Raw genomic sequence first — 24788 nt, forward strand, 5'->3', positions numbered from 1 at the left:
ACAGGCACGATCATGAGAGAACGACAGGTATGAGCCGCACGGGCAGCAACGGCCGGCGCAAGCCGCCCACGATCCACGACGTGGCGCGCGAAGCGGGTGTCTCCCGGGGCACCGTCTCGCGCGTCCTCAACGGCGGCCACTATGTGAGCCCGGCTGCGGAGGAAGCGGTCAACGCCGCGATCCGCAAGACCGGGTACGTCGTCAACCGGCACGCACGCAGCCTCATCACGGGCCGTTCCGACTCGGTGGCCTTCCTGCTCACCGAGCCGCAGGAGCGGTTCTTCGAGGACCCCAACTTCAACGTACTGCTGCGCGGCTGCACCCAGGCGCTGGCGGGACACGACATCCCGCTGCTGCTGATGATCGCGGGGACGAAGGACGAACGGCGCAGGATAACGCGGTACATCACCGCGGGCCATGTCGACGGGGTGCTGCTGGTGTCCAGCCACTCCGGAGACCCGGTCGCCGAGCAACTGCGCGCGGCGCGCGTCCCGCTGGTGGCCTGCGGCAAACCCCTCGGGCAGAGTTCGAAGGTCAGTTACGTCGCGGCCGACGACCGGGACGGCGCGCGGGAGATGGTGCGCCATCTCGTACGCAGCGGACGCCGCCGCATCGCCACCGTGACCGGCCCGCTCGACACCCCGGGCGGCACCGAACGGCTCGCCGGCTACCGGGAGATCCTCGCCGAGTCCGGCATCGAGGCGGATGAACGGCTCATCGCCTCCGGGGACTACAGCCGGGCCAGCGGCGAGTCCTGCGCGGGGGAACTGCTGCGGCGCGCACCGGATCTGGACGCGGTGTTCGTCGCGTCCGACCTCATGGCCCAAGGCGTACTCACCGCACTCCAGGACGCCGGCCGCCGGGTACCCGACGATGTCGCCGTGGGCGGCTTCGACGACTCCCCCGCGGCCCTGGACACCCGGCCGGCCCTCACCACGATTCGCCAGCCCTGGGACCGCATCAGCTCGGAGATGGTGCGTGTGCTGCTCGCGCAGATCGGCGGGGAGGACACCTCCACGGTCATCCTCCCCACCGAACTGGTCCGCCGCGGCTCCGCCTGACACGCGGACGGTCCGAAGAGGCCCCGCCCTCAGGCGTCGTCCTGCTCCCTGTCCCGCATCAAGCGGCGTTCCACCGCTTCCACGTCCAGGCGTCCGGCCGGGTCGCCGCCGCGCGCGAGCACGGCGCCGCGGACCAGCGCCAGGTAGAACAACGCGGGAGCGCATGGGGTCCAGTGCTCCTCCGGCTGATCGAGAATGAAGCGCAGGATCGACTCGGCGTCCGCCGGCACGAAGGCGTGCTTGTCGTGTTCCCACTTGTCCTCGACGCCCTTGGTCCAGCGGTCGCGCAGCTCGTCCTCGCCGAGGTCCTTCAGCACCGCGCGGAAGAAGGCCGCCCACTGGTTGTTCCGCAGGTCCAGGCCGAACCCGAGGAGTTCGAGATCGACCTCGTCCCCCGCGTGGACGGCCAGTTCCTCCTTCAACGCCCGGCGGGCGACGGCATGGAGACTGATGGCGGAGCCATCCTCGGGCAGGTCGTGATTGCGTGCGAGGCCCTCGTTGGCGGACGAGTTCCACCTCCGCTTGTTCGGCCCGGCGACCAGCGCGCTGCGGTGGGAGAAGAGCATCTTGTGGTCACGGCCGGTCTCCACCGCGACGTTCACCCCGAGACTGCAGAACATGAAGGCGGGGGCGTCGACCGGATCCCTGCGCTCCAGGTACTCCTCGCGCAGCGTGACGCCGTTCGCCCGCTTGCGGTCGAGGTTGATGGAGGTGGCGAGGAAGTCGTAGTAGTCGGCGTCGCACAGGGTCAGTGTGGCGCCGGGGTCCTCCAGTGTGTGGGTCCGCCGGATGACGAGCCTCTCCACGGCGAACCGCGGGTTGTTCCACCGGTGCGGCTCCCCCGCCGCCTCCGCGCGCTTCTGCTCCTCCTCGACCTCACGCCGCCACTGGCCGATCTCGTCCGGGAACTCCACCTGCTTCGGGTTGTAGCGGACCCGCAGGTTCTTCTCCAGGATGGGCCGCGTTCCTTCGCCTTCGAAGACATGACAGTCGGTCTGCCGGCCCGCAACCGTGAACCTGTCCCGCTGCGTCATGAAATCGTTCCCCCCTGCTCTCGACCAATCGTGTGTGGTGATACGCATCACACGTGATGCGCCATCATATAAGTGACCCCGGGAGAGACCTCATGTCCATGTACCTCGACCGTGAGGAACAGCGCCAGGCCGGCTTCGCCGGCACGTTCGCCATCGGTAGCTACGGCGCGGGGCGACGCGATCGGGGGCACGTGGAGAAGGCGCGCGAGGGGTTCATGCGCGCGTGCGGGCGACTTGGCTTCGGTGTCGCGAAGAGGCTGGAGGGAACCGGTACACACGAGGATGTGGAGCGGGGTATCACTCAGTTCGAGCGGTACCAGGCACTGCGCAAGATCTTCTACTGGACCGGTCACGGTCTGTCCCAGCAAGACGACTACTACCTGGCGTGCGGGGACAGTTATCTCGACGGCCCGGGTGACACGGTCGTCCCGGCCAGGTCCGTGAATGTCGACAGTCTCGTCGGCCGCCTGAAAAGCCAGACGTCCGAGGTGCTGATCGTCATCGACGCCTGCTACTCCCAGAGCCTGCTGGCGTGGATCCGGCAGAGGTTCCTCGTGAACGAGTTCACGGGAAAAGAGGCAGCCGGTTCGGGTTTCGCACTGGTCTGCACCGCGGGTGTGGAGCGCACCGTCGATGAAGGGCAGTGGGCCGACTGGCTCGAAGCGGTCCTCGACGATCCCGCGACCATGGTCGACGAGCGTGTGCACCCGTTCCAGGAGAGCGTTCCGTACGTGCCATTCTCGTATCTGATGAAGGCGGTCAACTCCGCGGCGGCAGACGACGGCGTCGAGGACCCCAGCCGATTACCTGCCTTCGCCGAGATCCGGCTGCTCGACGGAGCGTTCCTGCACAACCCCTACTTCAACGAGGGCCGGCTGCCGCGCACGGCGGTGCGGCCTGCTGAGCACGACGCCACGTTCCTCGAAGAGCTTGACAGCCGATTTGTCCGTTCGCTCGCCGGAGACGCGAGAACCAGAAGCATGCTCCAGTTCACCGGCCGCCTCACGGCCCTGAGCCGCATGGTGAAATGGCAGGAGTCGCATGCGAGCGGTCTGCTCGCTGTCACCGGTCCTGCCGGTTCCGGCAAGACCACGCTTCTGAGCCGCTTGGCGCACCTTTCCATCCCCCGGTATCTCGACAGCCTCGATTCTCCGCCGCCCCTGGACGCGCAGCCCCGCCCCGGCTCCATCCACGCGGCACTGCCCTGCTTCGGCAAGACTCTGCACGAACTGTGTGCCGACCTTTGCCATGCCCTGGAGCCCCTCGGTATCGAGCCGCCGGCCCACGGTGATCTGACCCCTGACGCGTGCGTCGCGCAGGTGGCGGCCCTCGCCCAGAAGGCCGGTGTCCTCAATCTGGTTTTCGACGGTCTGGACGAGGCAGCCGCCGGTCAGGCCCATGACATCGCGCGGGATCTCCTCAACCGGCTGGCCGCCTCTCCCGGGGTCAAGGTCCTTGTGGGAACGCGCGTACAGCCCCGTCGCGTCCTGCCGGGCCGGGTGCTGGAGGAGACGCTGTACGAGGCGCTGGACCAGACCGTGCCCGCCCTCGCGCTGGATCTCGACAAGGACGCGGACGGGGACATCGCACGATACGCCGAAGCGGTCCTGAGCGCCGAAGGGTCGCCCTACGCACGGCCCGAGGCGGACGGCGAACGAAGCCGTGCCGCGACACGCATCGCGAGACACAGCAGCAGACTGTTCCTCGTCGCCGATCTGTCCGCGCGGGCGCTGGCGGGCCTGCGGACACCGCTGTCGGCGGACCGCCTCGATGACTTCCTTCACGCCGGAAACGCTCAGCTGAAGGAGCGTATAACCGCCGAGATCCGGCATCTGGACCCCGACGGGAGCTACGGTCTGGAACCCTTGCTCCGCCCTCTCGCCCTGGCACAAGGGTCTGGGCTGCCTCTCACGGACGTCTGGCTGGCCATGGCCAATGCCCTGCGCAGGGACGGGTCCAGGAAACTCACCGATCAGCAGCTGCGCAACCTGCCGCGCATCGCCAGGGGTTCACTGATCACCAAGGTGGCCGACGACGAGGGAGACGAGATCTACCGATTCCAGCATCCGAGCTTCGGCTCCCACCTGCTGGCGGACACCGCGGCCGAGCAACGTGCGTGGCACAGCACCGTCTTCGCGGCTCTCAACGAACTCTGCCAGGAGGACTGGGGCAGCGCGGGCACCTACATCCAACGGCATCTCGGAGCACATGCGGCACTCGGCGGTCCCGGGGAACTGGAGTATCTGATCAACACGGCGGACTATCTCCTGCACGCCGACCCCGACGTCATGCTGCCCCTGGTCGTTCCGCTCGTGCCGGACAGCGACCGGGCCGATCTGTACCGGCGGGTGGCCGGCACATTCCGTCACCGGCCCGCCGCCGCGGACCGGTGGGCTCTGCTCAGCGCCACCGCGCTGGCAGGCCACCCCAGGGCTCTCGACCACATGGAACCGCCGCCGTCCGTGCTGTGGAAGGACATCTGGACGGACGCCGGACCGGAGCCGTTCCATCAGAGCTGGCAGGGGCCGGCGGGAGGAGCGTGCGCGGTTTCCTGGTCCCCGGCCGCCGGCGGACTGATCTCCGCATCGGGACGCGGCGAGATCGTCACCCACCTGGCCGACACGGGCCGACGCGTACGAGTGCACCAGCCCAAGTCGGATCCCGGGACGGGACGAGTCCCCCAGCGCAATGTGGCGGAGCTCGGACGCGGTCATCGCCGGACCGTCGTGGGCCTTGACGGGAGCAACGTACACATCTGGCCCGGCAACAGACGGCTGCCCCGGCAAAGCTTCTTCTGGGGCGGCTCGCCGGACAGCCTCTCCGCCTCCGAATTCGGTGGAACGGCCCACGTGGCGGCGGCTGACGGACACCGCGTCTGGCTATGGCAATGGCCGGTGGAGGCAGGGCCGTCGACGCGGGGACTCCGCCATGCCCTGATCCCCGTCAGGGCCCGCCGCGTCACCTTGCTTCCCCTGGCCGACCGGCATTTCCTCCTTGCCGGCGGCCATGACACGGTCACACTGCACGAGTTCGCCTGGCGGCCGCGGGAGGGTGATTCGCCCCTGGGCCCGGAAACCCTCCTGGCGCAGGACGTGGAACCGGTGCTCGCGGTCGCCGCGGTGGTTCAGGGCGACAACGGTGCCTGGCTGGCCGCGGCCGACGGAATACATGTCCGCGTCTGGCGGCTGACAGCCGAGGGCTACGGGCAGCCGGTCGTCGAACACGCCCTGGAGATCGAATCCGGAGCCCGGGGGATCGCCGTCGGTCACGCCGGGGACACACCGCTGCTCGCCATCCAGGAGCAGGGAAGGATCCGCGTACGGAGAATCGCCGACCAGCACCCGTACTTCAGCTTCTCCGCCGGCGACCAGCACGCGTCACTGGCGTTCGATCCCGAGGGCACGGGACGGCTGGCGGTGGCCGACGGATCCGCCGTGCGTGTGCTGCAGACCACGCCCGGCCAAGCTGGCGGCGACGGAGCCCGCGGCAGACCCCACCGCGAACGCGTCATCGTTCATCTGGCGACCGGCGACGACGGGCGGCACCTGCTGTGCCGGGTCTCGCACAGAACCGTCCTGCTCACCCTCCACCGATCCAACGACAGTCGTGAAGCCGCAGCGCCGCTGGTACTGGACGGCCATCCGAAACAGGTCACCGCGGTATCCGCGCTGCGCACCGGAGCGTGCTGGACCGTGGCGTCCGTCACCGGTGGAACCGTACACATCTGGCGAGTGGCGGACGACCTCAAGGCACCGGTGAAAGAAGACGAGTTCGACATGGGCGCCGACCCGGGCGAATCCGTGTCCACGGTGGGGGTGGCGGTCGTCGGTGGCCAGATGCTGGCCTTCGCGCCGCTCGGCCAGGAACTGCGGTGCTGGGCCACGGCAGCCGGGCCCGCCGGGCAGACCCGGCAGTGGCGACCCGTGAGCCCGATGTCGCTCCAGGGCGGCGCGTCGATCGACTGGACCGGCTCGGTGTCCGCGAACGGCCGTACCTGGCTGGCGGCCAACGGCGTGACATCGATCGGTCTGTGGGAACTGTCCCGCCTCGACGGCTCCCCCGTCGTCAGGACCGTACGCACACCGCTCCAGGCCCAGGCGGTGGCGGTGGGCGGGCACCTGGAGGGCACGGAGTTCGTTCCGCTCCTGGCCTGGCTGTCGTCCGACGGGCGGGTCCGTGTGGCCCGATGCGACCGCTCGCGTCCGGAGGGCGACAAACTGAAGGGCGACTTCTCGCAGGCGACGTCCCTGGTGTTCACCGGCGGCCGGCGGCGTCCGTTGCTTCTGGTCTGCGGTGGCGGATCCACCGCGGTGGCGATATGGGACGTGGTGGGAAAGCGGTGGCTGTCCCCGGGGGACGTACCGGATCGCGGCTACCAGGTGGAGCGCGCCGCTGCCGCGTTCGACGACAGCGGGATCACGCTGATGCTCCAGGGGCGCAACCGATGTGACCAGCTGTTCCTGGGCCGTAAGCGCCTCGCCGAGCGGATGGGCATCAGTTCTTTCCAGTTCAGCTAAGGGCTGGGTGACCTGGTCCGCTCCAGCCCCGGCGGGTGGTCCTCGGACACCGTCGACAATCCACGGAGGATGGGAATTCCCCTATGAAACACGACCTGGTGGTGTTCGTTCCCGGTATTACGGGCAGCCGGCTGACGCGTGACGGCAAGGACATGTGGGAGCTGTCCAAGCAGGCGCTCCTGCAACTCCGCCACCCTGGAAGGCTCTTGAAAGACTTCCAGCTGCCTCCCGGCATCGGTGACGCCAGGCCGGAGGGACCACACGCGCTGCGCGCCGATCACCTCATCAAGGCCCCCGACGCTCTTCCCGGCCTCTTCACCGCGCTCGCATCTCGTATCGGCATCACCCCGGGCTACCCGGATGTCCGGCCCGCGCTCAAAGGACTCCACAAGGATCAGTTCCTGCCCTTCCCGTACGACTGGAGACTGTCGAACCGGCTCTCCGCCGCCGATCTCCAAGAGAAGGTCGAGCGGGCGCTGAGTCTCTGGCGGGAGCGGGCCAGGACGCTGTATCCGGGACATGACGAGCCGAAGGTGGTGTTCCTGTGCCATTCGATGGGCGGCCTGATCGCCCGCTACTACCTGGAGGTGCTGGGTGGCCGGGAGATCGCACGGACTCTGGTGACCATCGGTACGCCACACCGGGGCGCGGCCAAGACGGTCAAGTTCCTCACGGGTCACGCGATTGATCCCCGCCCCGGGAAGGGGCCGGTCCGCGACCTGGTGATCGGCAAGGTCGCCGAGCGGTACAACCCCCAAGTCGCCGAACTGTGCAGGACCTTCCCCTCGATCGCGCAACTGCTTCCTGTGTACGACGCGGTGAGAGAGCCGGGGAAGACCCGCCTCCAGCCGCTCGAAGACGTCATCGTCCCGGAACTGGGCAGTGAACTCGTGCGGGACGTGTTCGCCTTCCAACGCGAGTTCACCGATGCCCAGGAACGTAACGAGGCGGACGGGAAGCGCCCCTACAAGGTCTACGTCCTCGGCGGCCGTAACCACCCCACCGTGCACGGGGTGATCCTGGCGCCGGAGAAGCTCGACTTCCCCATCTCCTTGAACGATGACCAGGAGTGGACCGGTGACGGCACCGTTCCGGAGGAGTCGGCGTTCGCGAAGTGGGCGCTGGACGACATGGGCGATGCCATCTGGAACGGCTACCGGCACGCCGGGATGGCCGGCGAGGAGTCGGTCGAGATGCAACTCGTGAACATCTTCCAGGGGAAGTCCGCACGAGAGACACTGGCTGGGGGCAGCGACTTCGGCGTGGAGGTACCCGATCTCGCGGTGGAGGGCGAACCGTTCGAGATCGTAGCCGTCGGTGCCGAGGCGGACCGAGGGGTCCGAGTCCGTCTGAGCGCACCAGGACAGCCGGAGACTCCGGAGGTGCCGTTGACGCCGGACGGCGCCGGGAACCTGCGGGGTGAGTTGGTCTCCGCCGCAGGAACGTGGGTGCTGGAAGTCGTCGCGGACCATCCGCGCGTCGTCCACCGCGACGTGGTGCTCGTCGCCGGCGGATAAGAGAGGCCCCCTGGCCGCCCCGGCGCGTGGCGTGTGTGGTGCGCCGGGTGCCGGGGCGGTGGGGGCGGGAAGGCCGGGCTCAGCAGGTGGGGACGCCTGGGAGTTGGGCGGAGGGGTGGTCGATGTAGATGTTGGAGATGAAGCCGCCCTGGTCGCGGAGCTTGCTCCACCAGTTGTTGGTGTAGCCCTCAGCGGTGACGGTGTCGCCCTGCTTCTGGCACACCACCGTGACGTTGGTCGGTCCGGGGAGGGTGGTGACCACTGCCGCGTTCAGGCGGGCGTCCGCGCGGACGCGGATGTCGGTGCCCCAGGTGCGGAAGTTGCTGCCGCCGCCACCGCAGCCGTTGTCACTGGTCAGGTACGACTGGTTGTACTGGGACGGGTAGGGCTGTCCCGCACCGTTGATGACGATGTTCTGGCCGACTCCGTTGAGCAGCTGCTCGTAGTGGATGTGTGCTCCGCTGGAGTTGCCGGTGGAGCCGGTGACACCGATCTGCTGTCCCTGGCCGACCGAGGCGCCGCTGGACACCGAGTACGAGGCGAGGTGGAAGTAGTAGGTCTTCCAGCCGCCGCCGTGGTCGATGACGATGTAGTTGCCGGCGCCGCTGGGCTCCGACATCCGCGTCGCCGTCCCGGCGGCGGAGGCCAGGACCGGCGTGCCCGCGGTCGAGCCGCCGTCGGCGCGGACGTAGTCCAGTGCCCGGCGGACCTCGGCGGAGTGGTGGCTGAAGGTCCACTTCTGGCCGCACGGGTAGGGCGCCTTGAAGTTCGGGGCCGCGAGCGTGGCCTCCGGGCCGGGCCGGCTCTGTGCCTGGGCGGGAGCGGCGGTGAGGCCGGCTATCGCGAACAGGGCGGTGACGAGGACGGACAACAGCCGTCTGCGGTGCATACGGACTACTCCTTTTCCGGGTGGGAGAGTGCGGGCGGCGTTCAGCACTGGGGGACGCCGGGCAGCCACGAGTCGGCCACGTCGATGAAGATGTTGGAGATGTAGCCGCCGTAGCTCGGCAGATAGGACCACGCGTCGTTGGTGATGCCGTCCACGGTGATCCGCTGGCCGTGGACCTGGCACTGGACGTTGACCTGCGTGGGCCCGGCCAGCCGTCCGACCTCGGCGGACGCCGTCGTCGCCTGCTGACGGATGCGTACGTCGGTGCCCCAGGTCGGGAAGGTCTTGCCGGTCTGGCTGCCGGTCCACAGATAGGTGACGGTCACCCAGCCGTTGTCCGACAGGCCGACGTTGGCGAAGGTGCCGTCGGCGAGGTCGATACCGGCCGGGTTGGCCACCCGCCGGCCCGAGCCGTCGAGACCGCCGTTGTAGCCGTTCTCGTACGCCGCCTGCGCTTCGGGCTTGCCCTGCGGCAGGTCCTTGAAGCTCTCCCGGGTCGAGGAGGGGTTCCAGTAGTCGTCGCGGGTGTTCCACGGGCCGACGTCCCAGACCGGGGCGGTCTCGCAGCGCGCCGGGCCGCAGACCTGGACGGAGTACTGGCTGCTGCCGTTCGGCGACAGGCCGCGCCTGGAGGGCAGGGCGACGAAGTGGTCGTTCGGCTTGATGATGTGACCGTTGGCGGTCGTTCCGCCGACGAGGCCCTCGCGGGTCGCGAAGACGCGGGCGCTGAAGGCGGCGGCGCGCCGCTCGGTCCGCGGCTCGGGGCCGCGGTCGGCCGTCAGCCGCAGTCCCTGGATCCGTGCCGTCCCGTCCTTGTCCCAGATCGTGATCCGGGCCTGCACGGTGGTGACGGTACGGGGCAGGGCCGCCGCGGTCCCCGCCGCCTCGCGCCACTCCGTCCACGAACCGTCCTCGGCGCGCCCGCGGACATCGACGCTCACGCGTGCCCCGGAGGGCACCCGCGCGGAAAGCTCCGCCTGGACGCGGTTGACGGGCCGGTCGAGCTTCTTGGGCGCGAGCACCTGGGTGCCGTAACCCTGTTCGGTGCCCGCGGAGGCCGAGTGAAAGTCCTGCTGCCGGATCCGCAGCGCACCCTGCGCGTACCGCACGTTCACATCGTCGGCGTCGATACGGGTGAGGTTCGCCGGCCAGGTGATCCCACCGGACGCTACGCGCGTGGATTTTTGGCTGTCGGCCGCCCCGGCCGGTGAGGTGTTCACCGCCAGCCCCGCACAGGCGAGCGTCGCCACGAGTCCGCTCAACCAACGCTGTCGCTGCCGTCTCTGGCGCATCCACAGTCTCTTTCGTCGGGCCGGACGGATCGCCCCCGGCACGCACGCAGGGCGGAACGACCGGACACATCGGGATCTGGCGCGGATCGTGTCCGAGCGACGCGACCCGGGCCACCGTAGCGATCCTGGCATGTCCACAACAAGAGCGGACTGGAATCCCGGCGGCCCGGAACCGCCGGTCCTGCCGAACGTCAGGCCGACGCGGGCGGGGCCGGGTCGTCGGGAGCGGCAAGTGCCCGCACGCGCCGCAGGAGCTCGGGCGGAACCACCCGCAGCTCGTCCGCGGACATACCACGCAACGCCTCCAGAGGGCTCGCGCCGAACCATTCACGAGTCCGCTCCGGATCCTCGGCCTCCCCCCAGAGCGCCAGTATTCGGGCAGGATCCGTACGTACAAGGATGGCGATGTCCGACTCCAGCTGCGCCCGGAGCCCTTCCCGGACCTCGGCCGGACCAGGCCTCCGCAGCGCGGCCATGGCGGCGCGCACCATCATTTCCCGCGTGTGCGGGTCGTCTTCCTCCACGTTCGGCCTGCGCAGCACCCGCTCGACCACGTCCGCGGGAAGCCTGGCAGCGTCGATGACCAATTGCCGTAAGACGAGCCGGATCACCCGGCGACGGGTCTCATCGTCCGGAAAGAACCACGGCAGGAGCAGGCACTCGATACACCGCTCGTAGAGTGCGGCCAGTTCGTCCTCCGACACGCCCAGGCCGCTCGCCAGCCACAACTCGATCAGGTTGTGGGCAGCCGACTCGGCACTGCCGTGGGGTGAGCTGATGAAGGTGGTGAGGGACGGTCCCAACCGCTGGAACACGGGTTCGAGGGCATGCAGGACGACGGAGTCGTTGGTGCCGCCCGAGAGGGACATCTTGCGCCATATCCGGTCCCAGTAGGTACGGGACCAGGCCATTCCCCGGGTGCGGATCTCATGGCCCGGCGGGTGGCGGTAGAGCCAGTGGGGGTCCACCGGTTCCGGTACAGGAAATTCGACGGGACTCCCCGGCAGGACGGTCAGCTCCCTCCGGTCGCCGCTCCAGGTCTGGCCGACGCTGATGGCCAGCGAGAAGTCGGTCCACTCCGGTTCGGTGAACGCCGCCCGCCACAGCAGCGCGTGGCGGTGCCAGGTACCCACCGGATCGTCAGCTTCGGGGAACACCTCGCTCGCCGTGGTGCCCCCGGTGACCAGGACCGTCAGGATCATCAAATTCGCACCGTACAAGCCGTGGCGCGAGAAGGTGGCGCGCTGCGTCGGCCGGTACGTGGCGAACTTGTGCTCCGTACGGTCGCAGTGGTCGGCCATGACGGTGACGAGGAGTGCGCCGAGCCGGCTTTGGTCCTCCGGGGTGAGGTGACGGATGCGGGCGTCGACGAACCTCAGCATCTGGCGGGAGGAGAGCGGCGCGTAGGACAGCAGGACGTACAACAGGTCGTCGTCGACGGAGATCCTGCCGAGGGCGAGGACCGGCCGTTGGGCCGCGAGACCTTGGAGAAGCTGTACGGCGAGCCGGGCGGCCAGGTACTCGCCGAAGGTCGCGTGCAGGAATTCGTACGTCGTCAGCCGCTGGTCGTCCCTGACCGCCTGGCCCCGCTGGACGAAGAAGAACCGGCCGAGCGCGATCTCGGCCTGGTTGAGCGGCGCCCGCAGGTCCGCCTGCGCCGTTTCGGCGCGGCCGAGGAGTGCGGTCAGGTCCTCTTCGAGCTCGGCGGTGGTGATCCACTGACGATGCCGGTTGAGCATGCCGAAGGCGATCAGGGAGAGCCGCTGCAGCTCTTGCTCGGCGCGGTCCGCCAGCTGCCGCTCCGTCAGTGGCTGGTGGCCCTTGCCGACCTCGCGGACGGCGAAGGACGTCAGCAGTTCCTCGTACAGCTGCGCCTCACCCAGCGGTTCGTCGCCCGTGGCTCCCCGCTGGAGGACGTTGGACGTGGCGTCGTACAGGGCGAGCATCAGCAGGAGCAGCGGCTGAGAGGCAAGGGCCTCGTGACGGCCGGCCACCTCGGCGGGCAGCGGCCTGAGTCCCTGGAGCGCGAGGTCCGGGGCGTTGAGGCGGTTCCACAGGGCGAGCCAGGTCTCGATGTGCTCGGCACGGAAGGGTTCGAGACGTAGCGCCACGGTGCCCTCCGGGCAGCGGGCGCGGTCGGCGACGGCGGTCCTGCTGGTGACCAGGGCGAGCACCGGCCTGCCCTGGTCGGCCTCGCGCTGCTGGAAACGGGCCACTCGTAACAGGTAGTCGGACTGGCTGACGCCGGTGGCCTGGAGCAGCTCGTCGAAGCCGTCGAAGAGAAGGACCGGGACGGCTCCCTCGGCCGACCTGGCCAGTTCGGGCCAGGAAGCCCGTTCACCGGTCGTGGCGCGCACGGCGTGTTCGATCTGGTCCTGTACGTCGGCGTCGGCAGGAATCTCGCGCAGGATGATCCGGACCGGCAGGAACCCGGCAGCGGGCAGCCGGGCCGCGAGGATCTTGGTCAGTACGGACTTTCCGGCGCCGGGCTGGCCCAGGACGAGCAGCGGCGCGCTGTCCGAGGCGACGGAAGTGAGAGCGCCCGCCAGATACTCGGTGAGATCGGAGCGTACCGGCGTGGCGCCCCACCAGTCTTCGTCCGCCGGACCGCCCGGGCTGTCCGGACCGCCCGGGCCGCCCGGGCCGTCGGGCACGGCCCGTACCCGGAAGTCGGGGTCTACATAGCCCTCGCCGAGGAGGGGCAGGTGTACGCCGCTGGGGGCATCGCCCTCGGCGAGGATCGGCCGCAGCAGCGCCTTCCGGTATCCGGTGGCGAGAGAAGCGGCGACCTGGGTGAGGGGGCGTACGGCGCTGAGGCCCGCGAGCGCGGTCTCGATGCCGGTCAGTGCCTGGCGCAGACCGGCGCGCGTGGCCTGGTGCTCCACCTGGCCGGACCAGAAACCGAACTCGGGCACCTCCAGTGCCAGTCGCGCGTACAGCTCCTCATAGCGCCCGGTCGCCAGCGGGATCAGATGCCGCGTCAGCGCCGACGAGGTCTCCTGGCGCTGCGCTTCGGTCAGCCCGTCCCAGGCCGCCAGCCCGCGCGCGAAGCGCTCCAGCCGCTCCGAGAGCTGCGCGTACCAGACATGGAGTTCATGGAGGACCTGCTCGTACGGTACGTGCGGGGCGGGTTGTGGCACGGCTGCGGCGACCAGCGTCCGAATGAAGTCCTGCGCGGCGTCGTCCCCTCCGGCCAGCCGGATCTGCTCGCTCCGGGTGAGCTCCATGGCGCGCAGGCCGAGGGGCAGTTCCAGCTCGCCCAAGGCCTCGAAGTAGGCGGTGACGACGAGCACCGCGTGTGCCGCGGCGAGCCGTTCCGTGCGCTCGGCCCGCTCCGACGAGCCCAGGCGGTCGCGCAGCCCGCTCGTCAGATCGCGCCCGAGCCGGAGTAATCGTCCCTGGGCGTCGAACACGCTGAGCACCGTGTCACTGACCCCGCCCGTCGCCATCGACAGCGCGCCGCCGAGGGCCTGGTCGGCGGCCGCCAGCGCCGCGCCGTCCCCACCCAGGACCGCCGCCGCGTCACTGAAACTGAGAAGCCGTCGTCGCCCCCGCACCATTCCCCCGCTCCTGCCCACGACCGTGTGCCGCGCCCCGCGCCACTTCTACCACGCGGCGGGCCGCCGGGCCCGCGAGATGGCCATGAGATGCCCGCATGGCGCCCTGTGTGCGCCCGCGGGCGCTGTCGGTCCGGATTCGGGTGTCAATGCCGGGAATGAATGGCGGGTGCGGGAAATAGCAGTAATGCACCGGTGAAGGAAGCGGGTCTACGCGCATCGCACTCCTCGGATACCGCCGCGTTGCCCGCATCCCGGCCGTGGATACCCCGGCTGAAATCACCGAAACAGTCGGGCAGTAAAACCACAGCCACGACGGCCAAAACCACACGGCAATCCTTTAATTCGAACTCGCGACAATGAGAACACCCTTCGGGGCGTAATTTGCTCGGCCGCAGCGATCTCCGCAAAGTACGGGCGTCTCACAGGTGTCGCGAAAGGCTTCCCGCACGCCATCGCGCGAAATATCGCATACACCTGGACGCCACCGGCGCGTTATCCCGTGCCGCCTCGCTCACCCCACGGCGGCCCCGCCCGCACTGCATGATCATCACTAATCACCGCACAAACAGACAACGCGACAGCTGAAGCGGACGTCCGCGGCCGGAATTTTTACCCGCGCATGACCCCGCCTGCCCCCCGCCCGATCCAGGGGTGAACGCAGAAGCCCGCCGAAACCGTGGAGCCCTTCGACAGGGCGCCACCGTCCGGCGGGCGGTGTGCGGGTCCGCGTGAGTCAGGGGGCGGTCGGCGGGCCGGCCGCCCCCCGGCTCACTTGATGAAGTCTTCAACGACCTTCGGCGGCCAGGTGCCGACGTTCAGGACGCCCATGGAATAGGCGCGGGAGACCAGGGCGGCCCGGTTGGGAACCCTGAGCTTCCGGAGCAGGCCGGTTACGTGGTACTCAACGCCCTGCCTGCTCAGATAGAGCCGCGAGGCCAGCGGAATCGTGGACAGACCTGCGGCGATACCTTCAAGAATGCGCGCGTCGATCTCGGTAAGGATCTTCTTCTGGTTGGTCAGGACACCCGCGTCGTCGGCGCCCTTCGTCGAACGCATGAGCACCAGGATCGCCGCCACGTCGGGAGTCTCCCCACTCACGGCCGCAGCGGTGAGCGTGCCTGCGAATGCGGAGTCCTCCGGCCCCACGGCCACCACATGTGAGGCGAACCGCTGGCGCTTCCCCTCGATCAGTCGGGTGAACTGGCGCATCAGTGGCTGCTGGACGCTGGGATGCACCAGATCGCGGAAGCTGCGACCGCAGACGCCCACCGAGGAGTCGCCGAACTGGCGGAAGAACTCCTGGTTCGCCTGCTGGATGGTCAGAGCCGGGTCGAGCGAGGCCACGCACAGCCCCAGCTGGTCGAACTGCCGGGCGCCTCCACGCCCGATCTGGTCAGGTATGAGTTCGCTGGTTGTGACCTGCGCCGAATCTGCAAGTGCAGCAATCTCCACGAGACCGCCATCCTTTCGGTTCCCCCGGATTCTTCGGAATATGCAATGACGTTACGCGCCCGATGGCGCCAGTATCCGGCCTCACGCATCCCGCTCGACCGGTCTATCCATTTACCAAATTGAGACTAGGTAATTTGCAGTTGCACGTCAACAACGTCCATGTTCTGCTGGCTAAAGCTGTGGTCGCACCCCCCGAAGGTACGGTCCGCAATGCCGACACCTACGGAGCCGAACTCAGCATGCCCGTCCGGTCGATTCGGACGCATCCACACAATTGAGTCGCGTTTGAGGTTCCCTTGAGGTTTCTTCGCCGAACGCGCGCCGGACCGCCGGACACGGCCGCCGGAGAACCCCACCGCGCCCATAGACCAGCGCTCACGCATATGCGCCTCGACTAAGGGCTGTCCCGTAATCCGTGGCGGGCGCACAACGACAGCTACGGCACCTCGCTGCGTTGTCGGAACGCCCGAATACATCCAGTATGCGGACGTCCCTCCGCCTTGCGATGCACCGCATCTGACGCCGTGCGCTGATCCACCACGGATTACGGGACAGCCCTTAGGCGGGCAGAGCATCCGCGAGCTCATGCCGGCCCGAAACGCCAAGCTTCCGATAGGAATTCGTAAGATGTTTCTCAACGGCGCGGGAACTTACCCCGAGTTCGCCCGCAATTTCCTGATTGGTCAGGCCGCGGCCGACGAGGGAGATCACTCGGCGCTCACTGCGGGTGAGCACGACCTTCCGCGGCGGAGCGGCGGTGCCGAGGCCGAGCTCGGCCCGCTCGACCAGCCAGGGAGCGCCACAGGCCGCCGCCAGCGCGCCCGCCTCCCGTAGCGCCGCCTCCGCCTCCGGGCCGTTCCCCAGCTGACGGCCCAACAGCACCAGGGTCCTGGCGAGTTCGAGCTCGTACGCCGAGCCGCGCAGTACCTCGACCGCCTCGCGCAGCAGGGGGGCGCCCTCGCCACCGCGCAGCCAGCCCTTCAGCCGCAGCGCCCGGCCGAGTCCGGTGGGCGCTCCCCATTCCGTGGCCCACGCGTGTTCCTCCTCGGCGAGGCGCAGCGCGGAGCGGGAGTCGCCGAGCCGGTGGTGGAGGCCGATGGCGTGCGGCCGCCACGGGAAGAGCGCCGAGTTCTGCCAGCCGGAGCCGTCCAGTTGCCGGCCGCAGGCGAGCAGGCTCTCCAGGGCCCTGGCCCGCAGACCTCGTTGGGCGTCGACCGACGCCTGGAGGATCTGCAGGGTCGCCGCCAGGGCCAGGCCGGCCGAGCGGCGTCCACGGGCCCTGGCCAGGATCCGTTCGCTGAGCGCCGGGTCGCGCAGTTCGAGCGCGACCGAGGAGAGGGCGATGACGGACATCTCGCGCCAGTCCGTTTCGGCCAGTCCCATGGCGCGCTCGACATGTTCGCGCGCCTGGGTCAGCCTGCCCTGCGAGACGAGGACGAGCGCCCGCTCGGCGAAGAGGAGCACATCGTCGGCGCCGGTCGCGTTCTGCCGCCGGGTCTGCTGCTCGGTCGACAGCCAGGAATCGACGCCCTGTACGGATTCGGCGGCGAACAGCGTGATCACGACCAGCGGCAGCGCGGTGTGCGCGCGCGCCGAAGCGGCGGGTTCGCGTTCCAGGATGCGGTTGGCGGTCCTGGCGGCCTCGGCGGCGGAGAGCCGGCCGGTGAGCGTCCCCGAGCAGAGAAGGACCGCCATCAGTTCGCGTTCGGCGGCGGAGCCGAGCGACGGCTCCTCCCCCATCTCACGCAGGCGTTCGGCTGCCGAGGCCAGTTCCCCCGGGCTCTCGTGGCCGTGGTGCCGAAGCCGTGCCTCGATACGCAGGGCCATCTCGCGCGCCGGTCCGTCCAAGGAGGCGGGCGCGCCGAGTTCCGCGGCGGACCGGCGCAGCAGGCCCGTGGCCAGCGGGGACGCCCTGGCGAGGAGGGCCGGCGGGATCCGCAGCGCGGCGGCGGCCCGGTCCCTGGCCGTGGTCAGCAGCGATGTCGCCTGGGTGATGTGCCGTTCGCACGCCTCGGGGTCGTAGCCGCGCTCCGCGGTGGCCAGGTCGATCAGCAGCCGGGCCCGGCGCTCGTCCTGGGCGTGGTGGTGCAGCAGCGCGTGGCGCAGATAGCGAGCCGCGGTCTCCGGGGCGCCCCGGCGCAGCGCGGTGTCGGCCGCGGCGCGCAGCACCACCACCGACCAGGGGCGGCAGTCGGTGGTCACGGCCAGCAGATGGGCGGCGACCTGCTCGGCCGGCCGGCCGCACCGGTACAGCAGGTCAGCGGCGGCGGTGTGTGAGCGCTCCCGCTCCGCGGCGCTCATCGACGACTCGACCGCGTCGCGCACGACACCGTGGATGAAGCGCGGCTCGCGCGCGTCGGCCAGCAGCCCCATGTCGTACATCGCGCGCCGCGCGGCGCCGAAGCCGTTCTCGTCCAGTCCCGCCAGTTGCTCGATGAGCGCCGGGTCGCCCTGGTCGCCGAAGGCCGCGACGGCCGCTGCCAGGTCGCGTACCGCCGGTGGCTGGGTCCGCAGAAAGCTCGCCAGCCGCTCGCGCAGGCCCGAGGGCCGCAACGAGCGCGCCGGGCCACTGTGTTCGGCGGTCGGCGGGAAGCCTCTGGCCTCCATACCCAGCAGTACGGACATCAGGAACAGCGGGTTGCCGCCGGACGCCTCGTGGCAGGCGCGGGCGTACTCCTCGTGTCCCGGCCTGCCGTACTGCTCATGGATCAGAGTCCTGGTGGCGTCGAGCGACAGCGGTGCGGGGCGCAGCACCTGCGTGGACGTGTCGGCGACCTCCCGCACCAAGGGGTGGCGGGCCCTCTCGTCTCCGTCGCGGAGCGTGCAGACGAGCACGGCGCGCAGTCCGTTCAGCCGTTTGGCCAGGTGGGCCAGCCAGCGCAGCGAGGGGACATCCACCCACTGCAGATCGTCCACCAGGATGAGCAGCCGGGTGTGCGGTCCCGCGTCGGCGAGCAGTGACCGCGGACCGAGGAGGATCGTCTCGGACGCGGCGCCGGTCCGGTCGCCGCCGGACAGTGTGGTGTCGGCGGCCAGCAGCCGGGTGATGTGATCGGCCTCCGGCGTCCGGCGCTCGCGGTCGTCCTCAGGAGCGCCGGTCAGCAGGCTGTCGAACAGCTGCCGCACCACGCCGAAGGCGAAGTCCTGTTCCATCGGCGCGGCATTCGCGCGCAGGACGCGCACGTCCTCACCGGCGGCCAGGCCGGGCAGCTGCCGCAGCAGTGCGGACCGTCCGATACCGAGCGGTCCGGTCACCAGTATCAGCGACGACGTGCCCGAGTCGGCGGCTCTCAGGGCGGCGTCCACGCGTGCCAGTTCGGTGTCCCGCTCAAGGAGCATCGCTCGGCCGTCCTTCCATGGTCCGCACCAGCGCGCACAGTTCCTCACGCCCGGTGATACGCAGCTTCCGGTACGTATTGCTCAGGCGCAGTTCCACCGTGCGCCGGCTCACCGACAGCAGTTCCGCGATCTCGCGGTTGCCGTGGCCGCGCCCCACGAAGGTCGCGGTGTGCTGTTCGGCCTCCGAGAGCGTCAGCCATTCGCGTGGCAGGGCCGGGAGCGGCGTCCTGGCCGGCTTCTCCAGCCGCTCGGTGAGGCGGCGTACGCACTCGGCGGGACGGCTCGCCGGATGGGCCGTGGTGAACGCGGAGAGCTCGGCCATGGAGCGTGCGGCCGCGCGGCGGTCGCCCTCCTCCAGTTCGGCGGCGGCCAGCTGGACCAGCCCCCACACGCCGGCCAGTTGGGCGGGTGAGTCACGCAGGACGCGTAGCGCCTCACGGGCTCTGACCACGGGTCTGCCGCCCGCGCCGGTCATCGGCCCGGTCCACAGTTCTGCCATGCCGATCGCGCCCGCCGTGCCCCACCGGCGGGCCAGGGTCAGCTCCTCCAGGCTCAGCTTCGCCGCTTCCTCGCGGTCGCCGAGGGCCAGGCAGGCTTCGGCGGCCAGCGGGCGCCAGCACAGCAGCGCCGGGTTGCTCCACTGCCGGCGCAGCAGCCGTCGGCCGCTCTCCTTGGACAGCTCCATGGATTCGGCCCACCGCTCGTCGACGGCGGCGACGCGCGCCCTGGCGAAGAGGAGGGTGGCCCAGGCCACGCCGTCCTCCGCGCCGGGGGGCGTGGGCGCGGCGGCGAGCGACCTCGCGTGTGCGTAGCGGCCGGCTTCCACGGCGGTCGAGATACGCAGGCCCGTCAGGCCCGGCGCGATGAGCGGGTGCCAGCTCGGCAGCGGAAGAGCCCGTTCGGCTGCTTCGAGGTCCGCTTCGGCGGCGTCGATCCTGGCGGAGCGCAGATGGAGTTCGGCCCGCAGGGTCAGTATCCGGGCGGTGGCGGCCCTGAGATGACCGCGCCGGACCACGGTGAGCAGCGCGTCGAGCTCGGCTCCCGCCTCCTCGTAGTCGTCAGTCAGGATCAGGGCCCGGCAGGCGGCCAGCCGGGGCACCACCAGAGCGCCGTCGGGGCCGTCACCGGCGAGGGCCGCGCGGGCCAGTGCTCTGGTCGTGGCCAGGTCGTCGCCCCGGACGGCGAGCTGCCAGGCGCGTACGCCCGCCTGCGCGGGCGACACCGGACGGTCGGGCAGGGCGGGCACCTCGGGCACCATCGGCTCGGTGTCGTCGCGGGCCTGATCGGCCAGCCAGAACAGCGATACCAGACCGTCCCGTTCGCTGTACCGGGCGTGGGGCAGCGCTTCGGCGGCCGCCCGGCGTACCCAGTCGTAGTTGCCCCGGGCGAGTCCGAGGTCGATGGCGCGGACTCTCAGCCCGGCGGCGGCGGGGCCGGCGCTGCAGGCGAGTTCGCCGAGCCGGCGGTCACCGGCCTCGGGTACGGCCACGGCTTCGGCGGCGGCCAGTTCCAGGGTCAGCAGGGCGCGTTCGTACGGTTCCTGCGGTTCGCGCAGCGCGCGGACCAGATAGGCGCCGGCGCCGCCGTGGTCTTCTTTCCGCTGGGCGGCGGAGAAGCTCCGGCGCAGTACGGGGATCACCCAGGGGGCGCCGAGGGGCGGCGACCGCAGCAGGAGATGGGCGATGTCCTCGTCGTTGGCGCCCGCGCGGTGCGCCAGGTCGGCGGCGCGGGCGTACAGGTCGGCCCGTTCGTCGGTGGGTATGTCCTGCAGCACGCGGGCCCGCATCGCCGGGAAGCGGAGGTGCTCCCTCGTACCGACGGAGACGGTGAGACCGGCCGCCCGCAGCGTCGCCCGCAGCTCCTGCCCGCGTACCAACCGCAGTCCGGCCAGTTCGCGTACGAGGGGGAAGTTCAGCAGGTCGCCGCAGACGGCCAGCGCCCGCAGGAGCGTGGACGCCTCGCCGGGCAGGACGTTCAGCGCGCGGGTCGTGTGGTCGCCGACGACTGCGGCGATGATCGCGTGCAGCTCCGGCAGCCGGGCGGCGACCGGCGCGTGGCCCCGGTCGGTGAACAGGCGCAGCACATCGCTCAGTACGGCGGGGTTGCCGACCGTGGCCTCGGTGGCCGCCGCGGTGAACCGCTGGTCACCGGGGGCGCCGCAGATCAGCTCCACCGCGGCGGCGACGCCGCGCTCGCTCAGGCCCGGCAGCACGAGCCGTTTCGTGGTGACCGAGGACGGTGGGGCCGGTGCCTGCGAGGTCGTGGCTGACGCAGGCGAGGTCTGCGGAGTCGGGGTCTGCGGGAGCACGGTCAGCCAGTCCTCGCCCCTGGCGGACACGTCACTGCCGCTCGCCAGCACCGCGACCGGCAGGTCCGGCGTCAGCCGCCTGACGAGCGAGCTGAGCCAGTTCAGGGAGGCGGAATCCAGCCACTGGGTGTCTTCGATCACCAGCACCGTGGGCACGTCCCGCGCGAAGCGCAGGAGTTCGTCAATGCCCGGGGGCGGATCGGACGGCTGATGCTCCATCAGGGTCTGGAGGAGGGCGCAGGCCGGCCCGTCCGCCGGCGTCATGAGCTGGACGATCACGCCGTAGCGCAGCTCGCGTTCGGCCGGGGTGGCCCGTGCGCGCAGCACCCGCAGCCCGCTGTCCCTGGCGAGCCTGGCGGCCCACCGCAGCAGGGCGTTCTGCCCGTGGCCGGCTCTGCCGGTCAGGGTCACGAACGCCGCGCGCCCCCCGCTCAGGCCGGCGAGCACCGAGGCCAGCACCGCCTGCTCGGGCCGGCGCTCCAGCAGCGGTATCGCACCCCGGCGAAGGCTCGGACCGTACGTCGACTCCATGGTTCTCAGGTTCGGACACTCATCACCCCGGCCAGTCACACGCACCGCCTCGCTCAGGTCGCTTCAGCTTCGCCGGCGTGACTCGAACGCCCAGCCAGGTGGTTGTCTGTCGGGGATGTCGGGGGTGTGCAGGACAGAGCCGAGTTCGGTACGCCGGCTGACGCCCAGCTTCCGGTACACGCTCGTCAGATGCGTCTCTATGGTCCGTACGGTCACGAAGAGGGACTCCGCGATGGACCGGTTGCTCGCCCCCTCCGCGGCCAGGCCCGCCACCCTGCGTTCCATTCCGGTCAGCATGTCCAGGGGGGAGGCGCTCATCTTCCGCATCCTGCCGCCCGCGGTGACCAGCAGCTTGCGTGCGGTGCCGGCGAGCGCGAGCGCCCCGCAGCGCTGGGCGAGGTCGGCGGCGGTGCGCAGATGTTCGCGGGCGGCGCGCTGGTCGCCCGTCTTCAGCATCGCGCGGCCGAGGAGGTATTCGGCCTTGGCGTGCTCGGCCCTGGCGGGCGATTCGGCCAGGATCCGGACCGATTCGGTGAGCAGGTCGACGCCCGCCCCGCCGGGAGTGATCACCCCGTGGGCGAGCGCGGCGAGGCCCAGCACGCGGGGTGTTCCCCACCGCCCGGCCAGCTCGCTGCCGTACTCGGTCATCTCCCGGGCCTCGTCCGCGCGGTTCATGACCGCCAGCAGACACGCGGCCTCCGCCCACCACGGCAGGAACGCCGGGTTGGTGAACCGGGCCTTCTCCAGGGACTCGCCGCACTGGAGGAACAGGCCGAGCGCCGCCTCCTGGTCGCCGAGCGCCCGCCGGGCGCGGGCGCGGGCCATCAGGTGCCAGTGGTATTCGATGACGAACCGGTCCAGGCGCGGCCGCTTGATCCCGGTGAGCAGTTCCTCGGCCCGTTCGGGCTCGCCCCGGTCGACCAGCACGGTCGCGAGCGCGGTCTGCGGCAGCGCCGCGCTGTCGCCCCAGCTCTCCTGGCCGATGATCTCGATCGACGTCTGGGCGTCGGCCAGCGCGTCGGGGATCGCGCCCATGTTGTGCAGCAGCAGAGCGCGGGTGGACAGAGCGAGCACATACGTCCAGACCGCGGCGTTGTCCTGGCCGTACTGGAGCATGCGGTCGAGCGCGTCCAGCGCCTCGCCGACCTCGTCGGCGAGGCTGAGCGCGAACGACGAGGTGATCAGCGACCAGCTCTCCAGCTCAAATCCCGGGAACCGCAGTGCCCGGCGGGCCTGTTCGACCGTCCGCTCGGCGGAGCGGCCGTCCATCGCGGTCAGTACGGTCATCATCGAGAGCATCTGGCGTTGGGCGGGCGTGTCGCCGGGCGGGGCGGTCAGTCGCGCGGCCCGGTCACGGACCGCGGAGATCGTCACCTTCTCGTCCGCCCCGACGATCAGCAGAACCGATTCGACAAGGGTGCGCAGTTCGCGGTCAGCGGGGTCGGAGCTGAGCCCGAGTCCGGCCTCCAGGGCTTCCAGCGCCTCTTCGAGAACCCGTACCCCGGCGGGTGACTCCTGTACGGCGAGGCAGGTCATCCCGTACTGGACGGCGACCGTCGCCCTGGTGCGGATGTCACGGGACCGCGCCAGCGCCTCCTCCAGCAGCCGGATGGCCTCCGGCGGATTGACCTCCGCCAGCGACTTGGCCATCTGGACGCGCAACGACACGCTGTCCGGCTCCACTTCCAGCACCCGGTACAGATAGCGCACCGCGGCCTCGGGGGCGCCCCGGCTCCCGGCCTGGTCCGCCGCGTCGCGAAGGACGCCCGGCATCCACGGCTGAGGCAGTGAGGGCAGCAGCATGAGCTGGCCTGCGGCGTCCTCGGCGGGCCGGCCGGCGTCGCTGAGCAGCAAGGCGGCTCTGGTCCGCAGATCGGCCAGCGCCTCGGCGCCGACCGGTTCGAGTACGGCCGAACGCACCACGTCGTGGACCAGATCCGCCCGGTCGGACGCGATCACCTCGGCGCGCCGGAGGATGAGCAGGGCTTGCGCCACGAGCGTGGGGGGCACGTCGGCCAGCATGCCGACCAGGCCGGCCGACTCCTCGCCGAGGACCGCGACGGCCCTGGCCACATCGCGCACCCAGGGCGGCTGCTGGTCCAGCAGCCGCCGTACGGAGAGGGCGATCACCTGGCCGCCCACCTCGGCGACTCTCCGCACCCCTTTCTCGTCCGGCCGCACGCCTTCAGCGCGCAGCGCGTCCAGCAACCGGCTGAGGGTGAGGGGGTTGCCGCCGGAGACAGCCGTGGCGCGCTCGGTGAAGGTCCGTTCGACGGGGGTGCACGCGAGCGCCGCCGCACAGATCTCGGCGGGGGTGCTGGCCGTGTCCCCGGTGTGAGCCGCGGCGTGTGTCTCGTCGGGAAGGGAGAAGATCTGCCGCACCATCTCGCCGACGTCCGTATGCGTCAGCGGCGCCAGGCGCAGCACGGTGGGCCGGCGCTGCGCGGCGATCTCCGCCAGGGCGGCGGGGGCGACGGGTTCGGTCTCGCCGCGCAGCGCGAGCACGACGAGTAGCGGCAGGTCGTCCGCGCGCCGGAGCAGGAAGTCGACCCAGCACAGGGAGCGTTCGTCGCACCAGTGCACATCGTCGAGCACCAGCACGAGCGGACGGTCCGCCATCAGATTCGCCGCGAGCCAGTACAGCCCGTGCAGCACCGGATAGGCGGCCGGAGCGCCGAACGGGGCCTGGCTGAGCGGTCCTTCGGTGAGCGCGGGCAGCGCACGGCGGGCGAGACCGTGCAGCAGGGGTGAGTCTTCGGCGTCCTCGCCGCTGAGCCCCAGCGGGCCGAACAGCTCCCGGACACCCCCGTATCCCGAGCCGGCCATGACATGGCCGCAGGCCCCGTACAGCACGGTCATGTTCCGGCATGCCTCGCCGGCCAGGAAGGTGCGCAGCAGGCTGGTCTTCCCGATGCCGGCCGGGCCGGACAGGATCACCAGTCCGGCCCGGCCCGCCCGCGCCGCCTCGGCGTGGCGGTTCAGCACCCGCAGCTCTTCTGCGCGACCGACCAGAATGCTGGACAAACCGGTGAGATCGGCCTGATCCAGCATCAAGGTCTCCTCGCTTCTCGGGGACACAACAGGTGCACTGACTCGCCGACACGTCCCGCACGGAAAAGTTGAAACACCGCGATCGAGAGCGCGAGGTTACATGATCGTTGGACCGTGCAGCCTACGAAGTCCAGGAACAATCGGTGGCACCGTACGCCTTTGAACGAGTGATCGACTTATCGATACCTGGGCACTACCCCGCGGGGAGCGGATCACGCACAGCCGATGCCGGACCTT

The 24788-nt window shown here is 70.3% G+C and carries 11 protein-coding genes; 3 read left to right on the forward strand and 8 right to left on the reverse strand.

Annotated elements, in window-relative coordinates:
• Positions 1-29: 29 nt before the first annotated feature.
• Entirely contained in the window at positions 30-1061 is a 1032-nt protein-coding gene (locus ACZ6MZ_RS11240; protein WP_469351213.1) for a LacI family DNA-binding transcriptional regulator, read from the forward strand.
• Between the two features lie 29 nt (positions 1062-1090).
• On the opposite strand, the gene ACZ6MZ_RS11245 is transcribed toward ACZ6MZ_RS11240, so the two are convergent.
• The gene (locus ACZ6MZ_RS11245; RefSeq protein WP_469351214.1) at positions 1091-2095 is read right to left on the reverse strand and encodes a translation initiation factor 2; all 1005 of its coding nucleotides are present in this window, start codon (positions 2093-2095) and stop codon (positions 1091-1093) included.
• Between the two features lie 92 nt (positions 2096-2187).
• On the opposite strand from ACZ6MZ_RS11245, the gene ACZ6MZ_RS11250 reads away from it, so the two are divergent.
• Both ACZ6MZ_RS11250 and ACZ6MZ_RS11255 read left to right on the forward strand, forming a co-directional pair.
• Positions 2188-6612 carry an AAA family ATPase gene (locus ACZ6MZ_RS11250; RefSeq protein WP_469351216.1) on the forward strand — a complete coding sequence of 1475 codons (4425 nt, stop codon included), beginning with the start codon at positions 2188-2190 and terminating at the stop codon, positions 6610-6612.
• 83 nt (positions 6613-6695) lie between these two features.
• Positions 6696-8129, forward strand: a complete 1434-nt coding sequence (locus ACZ6MZ_RS11255; protein WP_469351218.1) for a lipase family alpha/beta hydrolase — start codon at positions 6696-6698, stop codon at positions 8127-8129.
• A gap of 79 nt (positions 8130-8208) precedes the next feature.
• Here ACZ6MZ_RS11255 and ACZ6MZ_RS11260 read toward each other — a convergent pair whose 3' ends face one another.
• The 7 genes from ACZ6MZ_RS11260 to ACZ6MZ_RS11290 all read right to left on the reverse strand — a co-directional run bounded on the left by ACZ6MZ_RS11260 (position 8209) and on the right by ACZ6MZ_RS11290 (position 24551).
• Positions 8209-9018 (reverse strand): M23 family metallopeptidase, encoded by an 810-nt coding sequence (locus ACZ6MZ_RS11260; RefSeq protein WP_469351219.1) that lies wholly within the window; start codon positions 9016-9018, stop codon positions 8209-8211.
• A gap of 41 nt (positions 9019-9059) precedes the next feature.
• On the reverse strand, positions 9060-10310 hold the full coding sequence (locus ACZ6MZ_RS11265) for a hypothetical protein (protein WP_469351220.1): 1251 nt from the start codon (positions 10308-10310) through the stop codon (positions 9060-9062).
• A gap of 191 nt (positions 10311-10501) precedes the next feature.
• Positions 10502-13870 (reverse strand): NACHT domain-containing protein, encoded by a 3369-nt coding sequence (locus tag ACZ6MZ_RS11270; RefSeq protein WP_469351222.1) that lies wholly within the window; start codon positions 13868-13870, stop codon positions 10502-10504.
• Positions 13871-14638: 768 nt separating this feature from the next.
• Positions 14639-15271, reverse strand: coding sequence for a PAS domain-containing protein (locus ACZ6MZ_RS11275; protein ID WP_389786290.1), 633 nt, complete (start codon positions 15269-15271; stop codon positions 14639-14641).
• 609 nt (positions 15272-15880) lie between these two features.
• A complete protein-coding gene (locus ACZ6MZ_RS11280; protein WP_469351223.1) occupies positions 15881-18661 on the reverse strand; it encodes an ATP-binding protein in 2781 nt (926 codons plus the stop codon).
• A complete protein-coding gene (locus ACZ6MZ_RS11285) occupies positions 18651-21500 on the reverse strand; it encodes an AAA family ATPase (RefSeq protein WP_469351225.1) in 2850 nt (949 codons plus the stop codon). Before ACZ6MZ_RS11285 ends, ACZ6MZ_RS11280 begins: the two co-directional genes overlap by 11 nt.
• 63 nt (positions 21501-21563) lie before the next feature.
• Positions 21564-24551 (reverse strand): helix-turn-helix transcriptional regulator, encoded by a 2988-nt coding sequence (locus ACZ6MZ_RS11290; RefSeq protein WP_469351226.1) that lies wholly within the window; start codon positions 24549-24551, stop codon positions 21564-21566.
• Positions 24552-24788: the final 237 nt, after the last annotated feature.

The organism is Streptomyces sp. NPDC042201 (assembly GCF_055582185.1).